The organism is Edaphobacter sp., assembly GCF_035763405.1.
Taxonomy (GTDB): domain Bacteria; phylum Acidobacteriota; class Terriglobia; order Terriglobales; family Acidobacteriaceae; genus Edaphobacter.
Genome location: NZ_DASUBE010000123.1, coordinates 1 through 5,105, shown reverse-complemented (window position 1 = coordinate 5,105; position 5,105 = coordinate 1). Strand labels below are relative to the sequence as shown.

Here is a 5,105-nt window from a genome sequence, read left to right as displayed (position 1 = left end):
GGCAAACACCAGATCGTCTTCGGCGGTCAGTGGGTCCAGAACCAGCTCAACATCGGCAATATCTACGAGTCCAACGGCACCTTCACCTTCGACGGGCGATACGGCCTCGCCGGACCCAACGGCGGCAGTGCTGGCGGTGATCCTCTGCTCGACCTGCTCAGCGGCGCCATGAGCGCCTTCCAGCAGAGCAAGCAACAGCAGAATGCTCTCCGTGCGCCCATCCCCAGCCTCTATCTACAGGATACCTGGCACGCCACCCCCCGGCTCACACTCGTCGGCGGCCTGCGTTGGGCACCCGAATTTTTGCCTACCGATGTCTTCAACCGCGGCACCATCTTCGATATGTCCGCCTTCCTTGCCAATAAGGTCAGCTCGGTCTACCCGAAGGCGCCTGCCGGGACCTTCTACTACGGAGACAAGGGCGTTCCCCGTCAATTCACCAAAAACTCGCCATGGCAGTTTTCACCCAACATCGGTTTCTCTTTCGACCCCACCGGCAGCGGCAAGACCGTCGTGCGCGGCGGCTTCGAGCTGGCCTACGACATGGTGAACTTCTTCACCGGTCAGCGTACCCAGCAGAACCCACCCTACGCTACGGCCATCAGCCAGTTGCAGACATCGAGCTCCGGCCCACTCAGCTTCTCCAGCCCATGGTCCACCGGCTCAGTCACCACCAGCCCCTTTCCGCAGCCGACCATTCCTTCTCCGGCAAACGCGGAATTCTTCCCGCAGTCGCAATACATCGTGCTGCCGGTTCAGTTTCATCCCTCCTACACCGAGCAGTGGACGGCCAGCATCCAGCGCCAGTTTGGCTCAGGATGGCAGTTCCAGATTCAGTACATCGGCAGCCATACCGTCCACGCGCCCATGGGTACTCCCCTTAGCCCGGCCATCTACATTCCCGGAGTCTGGGGAGCGGGCGGCACTGGATGCGCCGGCATCGTCACCACGGGACCTGCAGCGGTCAAACCCGGCGCTGCGGGCACTCCCTGCTCCACCACCAAGAACCAGACATCGCGCTTTGCTCTCACCATTGCCAATCCGACTCAGGGCAACCAGTATCTGGGCGGCGGCGGCGGCACAGTCCTCGTCAACTCAGTCGGCATGGCCAACTATCACGGCCTCGTCACCAGCATCCAGCACCGTCTCTCGTCCAGCTTCAGCCTGCTGACCAACTACACCTGGTCCAAGTGCCTGAACGTGGCCGATGCGCAGGGCGATTATGCAGGTACCAATGTCGAGAATCCCTCAAATCCCGGTTTCGATTACGGCCCATGCGGCTCCGACTACCGGAATGTCTTCAACACCTCCCTCATCACCCGGAGCAACTTCCACCTCAACCGTTTCACATCGCTGCTCGTCAACAACTGGGAGTTCGCTCCGCTCATCCACATCACCAGTGGTGCGCCCTTCAACGTCACTGCCGGGCAGGACAACTCCTTCACCGACGTAGGACAGGACCGCCCGAACCTCGTCGCTGGGGTCCCTATATATCTGCGCCAGTCCCTGCGGCGCGCCCCAGGGCAGGCTAACCGTGGTTTCCTGAATCCAGCAGCGTTCGCACAGGTCTGCCCCTCCGGCGCAACGCCTCTTACCTGCTCCGGCTACGGAACCTACGGCAACATCCGCAGAAACTCCTTCCGCGGGCCGAAGTTCTTCCAGTTCGATGCGCAGATCTCGCGCATCTTCCCCATCCACGAATCACTCAACGCCACGCTTCGCCTCGAAGCCTTCAATGTGCTGAACCATCCGAGCTTCAACAACCCAACCGCAGGCTTAACTTCATCCACCTTTGGACAGATCTCCGGAGCGCATGATCCGCGCATCTTCCAGGGCTCGGTCAAGTTCAACTTCTAACCCGAAAACCAAAGCCCCTCATCCGCACCATGCGGACGAGGGGCTTTTTCATTGCCATCCGATTGATTGTCATTCCCGAAGAGAATCTGCGTTTAGCATCGGCTCGCGACGCACTACAGTTTTCTAGCTCCGAGACGTAATCCGCAGGTGCAGTTCTTTCATCTGCTGCTCGCTCACTGGCGTCGGCGCGTCCACCATCAGGTCGATGGCCTTTGCCGTCTTCGGGAACGCGATCACTTCGCGCAGGCTCGAAGCACCCGCAAGAATCATCACAATCCGGTCGAGCCCCAGCGCAATGCCGCCATGCGGAGGCGTGCCGTACTCAAGCGCATCGAGGAAGAAGCCGAACCGCTCCTTAGCCTCCTCATCCGTCATGCCGAGCGAGCGGAAGATCTCCGCCTGCACATCCTGCCGGTGGATACGGATCGACCCGGAGCCAAGCTCCGTGCCGTTTAGCACAATATCGTAGGCCAGCGCGCGCACCGCGCCTTTGTCATTCACCAGCTTGCCCGTTTGGATGTCGTCCTCATGCGGCGAGGTGAACGGATGGTGCGCCGCAATCCACGTCTTCGTCTCCTCGTCCCACTCATACATGGGAAAATCCGTGACCCAGGCAAACTTGTAGTCAGCCTCGGTGCCAGTCTTGGTGAAGCGCCCATGCTTGTCGGCAAACTTCTGTCCAAGCTGTAGCCGCAGCGCGCCGACGCGCTTATAAATCCACTGCGGATCGTGGTTCCACTTCGCCGGCGTACCCAGCTTGGGTGTAATTACCACCAACAGCGGTGCCCCATCTTCGCGCCTGCCGTTGGGCGCTAAGGTGGGAGCTTCGGTCAACTTCTTCTCAATCGTCTCCGCCAGCGGCGCAAAGGATGCATTCGTCTTCAACCGTGCCACGTCGAGTGCATCGAGACCCGAGTCGCCAAACGCAGCGCGGATCTCGCTCATCAGCGCCTTGCGCGCCGTGCCGCTCAACTCGCCCACGCCGGGAATCACAAACCCGAGCACCGGCAACACAGGCTCAATCTTCAACGACTCACGCAGCTCCGCCGTCAGCTCATCCGTCAACGAGACCATCGCCGGCAGCCGCATATCCGGCTTGTCGATGCCGTAGTTCCTGATCGCGTCGTCGTACGTCATCTGCACAAACGGCGTGGTCAGCGTGATCCCCGCCGCCTTGAACGCCGCCGTCAGAAAGCCCTCGACCACGCGGAAGATCGTCTCCTGCTTCGGAAACGTCATCTCCAGGTCAATCTGCGTGAACTCCGGCTGCCGGTCCGCGCGCAGGTCCTCGTCGCGGAAGCAGCGCGCAATCTGAAAATATTTGTCGAAGCCCGAGATCATCAGGATCTGTTTAAAAATCTGCGGCGACTGCGGCAGTGCGTAGAAGCTGCCCGCATGAACACGGCTCGGCACCAGATAATCGCGCGCGCCCTCCGGCGTCGAGCGCGTCATAAACGGCGTCTCGATCTCCAGAAACCCCTGCTCGACCAGATAATTCCGGATCGCCATCGCCACCTTGCTGCGCAGAGCGAAGTTGTGCTGCATCTCCGTGCGCCGCAGGTCGAGATAGCGATACTTCAGCCGCACCTCTTCGTTCGCAATCGCGTCTTCGGCGGGCGAGAACGGCGGCGTCTTCGCCTCGTTCAACAGCAGCAGCTCGCGCGCAACCACCTCAATCGCGCCGGTCGCCATGTTGGGATTCTCCAACCCCGCCCCACGCCGCCGCACCTTGCCCTTCACGGCGACGACGTACTCCGAACGCGCGGCCTCAGCCTTGGCATGGGCCTCGTTCGACACTTCCTTGTCGAGCACCACCTGCGTCACGCCCGTGCGGTCGCGCACGTCCAGAAAGATCAGGTTGCCGTGGTCGCGCCGCCGGTTCACCCAGCCCATCAGGACAACGTCCTGGCCATCGTGTTCAGCGCGAAGCTCGCCGCACATCTGTGTGCGTTCTAAACCGCCCAAAAAATCAAGCATCTGGAATAATCACCTTCAGATTTCTTCAGCGACGCAAAGCATCGGCCAGCTCGCTCCGAGCGACCTTCGTCTGTTCGCCTGCACTAAAGTCTTTAACTGTTAGGATACCGGACGAAACCTCATCCTCGCCCACAATCACCATGCGCCGGGCCAGTTTGTCGGCGGCCTCGAACGATTTCTTCAGCCGGAAGCCTCCATCGCCAACTTCGATAGAAAGCCCGGCGCGGCGTAGTTCCTGCGCCAATGCGAGGGCGGCAGCGTTCTGCGCCACACCGATGGGCGCGACAAACGCATCCAGCTTCGTCTGCTCCGCGTCTGCCGCCTGAGCCTGCAACGTCAGCACCAGGCGGTCTTCGCCAATCGCAAAGCCAATCCCCGGCGCCTTCGGCCCGCCCAGCATCTCGGAGAGGCCGTCATACCGCCCGCCGCCCAGCAGAGCATTCTGCGTGCCCAGGCCGCCGCCGTCCGGCACAGTGAACTCGAAGGTCGTCCGCGTGTAGTAGTCCAGCCCGCGCACCAGCCGCGGGTTCACGGCATAAGCAACGCCGCAGGCATCCAGCGCGGCCTTCACCTCGGCGAAGTGCTCGCGCGAAGCCTCATCCAGAAAGTCGGCAATCTTCGGCAGCGCCTCAATCGTCGCCTGGTCCTGCGCCTCTTTGCAGTCCAGCACGCGCAGCGGATTCGTCTCCGCGCGCCGCTGGCAGTTCTCGCACATCCCGGCCTTCACCGGCTCCAGAGCCTCGCGCAACGCCGCCACGTAGCGAGGACGATCAGTCGGTGAGCCGACCGAGTTAATCTCCAGCCGCCAGCCCTTCACTCCCAGCTCGTTCAGAAACGTCGAGAGCATCTCCAGCACCTCGGCATCGCGCAGCGCGCTATCCGCCCCGGACCACGCCGGGCCCAGCACCTCCGCGCCAATCTGCCAGAACTGCCTGTAGCGTCCCCGCTGCGGACGCTCGCGCCGGAACTGCGGCCCAATATAAAAGAGCTTCTGCAACATGCCGCTCTCGCCCAGCTTGTGCTCAATGTACGCGCGAACCACCCCAGCCGTGTTCTCCGGGCGCAGGGTCAGCGATTGCCCCTTCTCACTCTCTGCCCGCCCACGGTCCTCCCACGTGTACATCTCCTTCGAGACGATGTCCGTCTCCTCGCCCACGCCGCGCGCAAACAACTCCGTCACCTCGAAGATGGGCGTGCGAATCTCCCCGAACCCATAGCGCGCAAAGACCGCGCGGGCCGTCGTTTCAATGCGGTTCCAGAGCGCGGTCTCG

3 protein-coding genes are annotated in these 5,105 nt (G+C 61.9%); 1 reads left to right on the top strand and 2 read right to left on the bottom strand.

Annotated features, from left to right (window positions below; translation table 11 throughout):
* Positions 1-1,857 (top strand): outer membrane beta-barrel protein (locus tag VFU66_RS12250; RefSeq protein WP_524536968.1); only part of this gene is annotated, 1,857 nt, incomplete at its 5' end.
* A gap of 123 nt (positions 1,858-1,980) precedes the next feature.
* Here the strand turns inward: VFU66_RS12250 and aspS are convergent.
* Together aspS and hisS are read right to left on the bottom strand one after the other, a co-directional pair.
* A complete protein-coding gene (gene aspS, locus VFU66_RS12245; RefSeq protein WP_326446544.1) occupies positions 1,981-3,834 on the bottom strand; it encodes an aspartate--tRNA ligase in 1,854 nt (617 codons plus the stop codon).
* 25 nt (positions 3,835-3,859) lie between these two features.
* The coding region (gene hisS / locus VFU66_RS12240; RefSeq protein WP_326446543.1) for a histidine--tRNA ligase at positions 3,860-5,105 on the bottom strand (1,246 nt) is incomplete at its 5' end.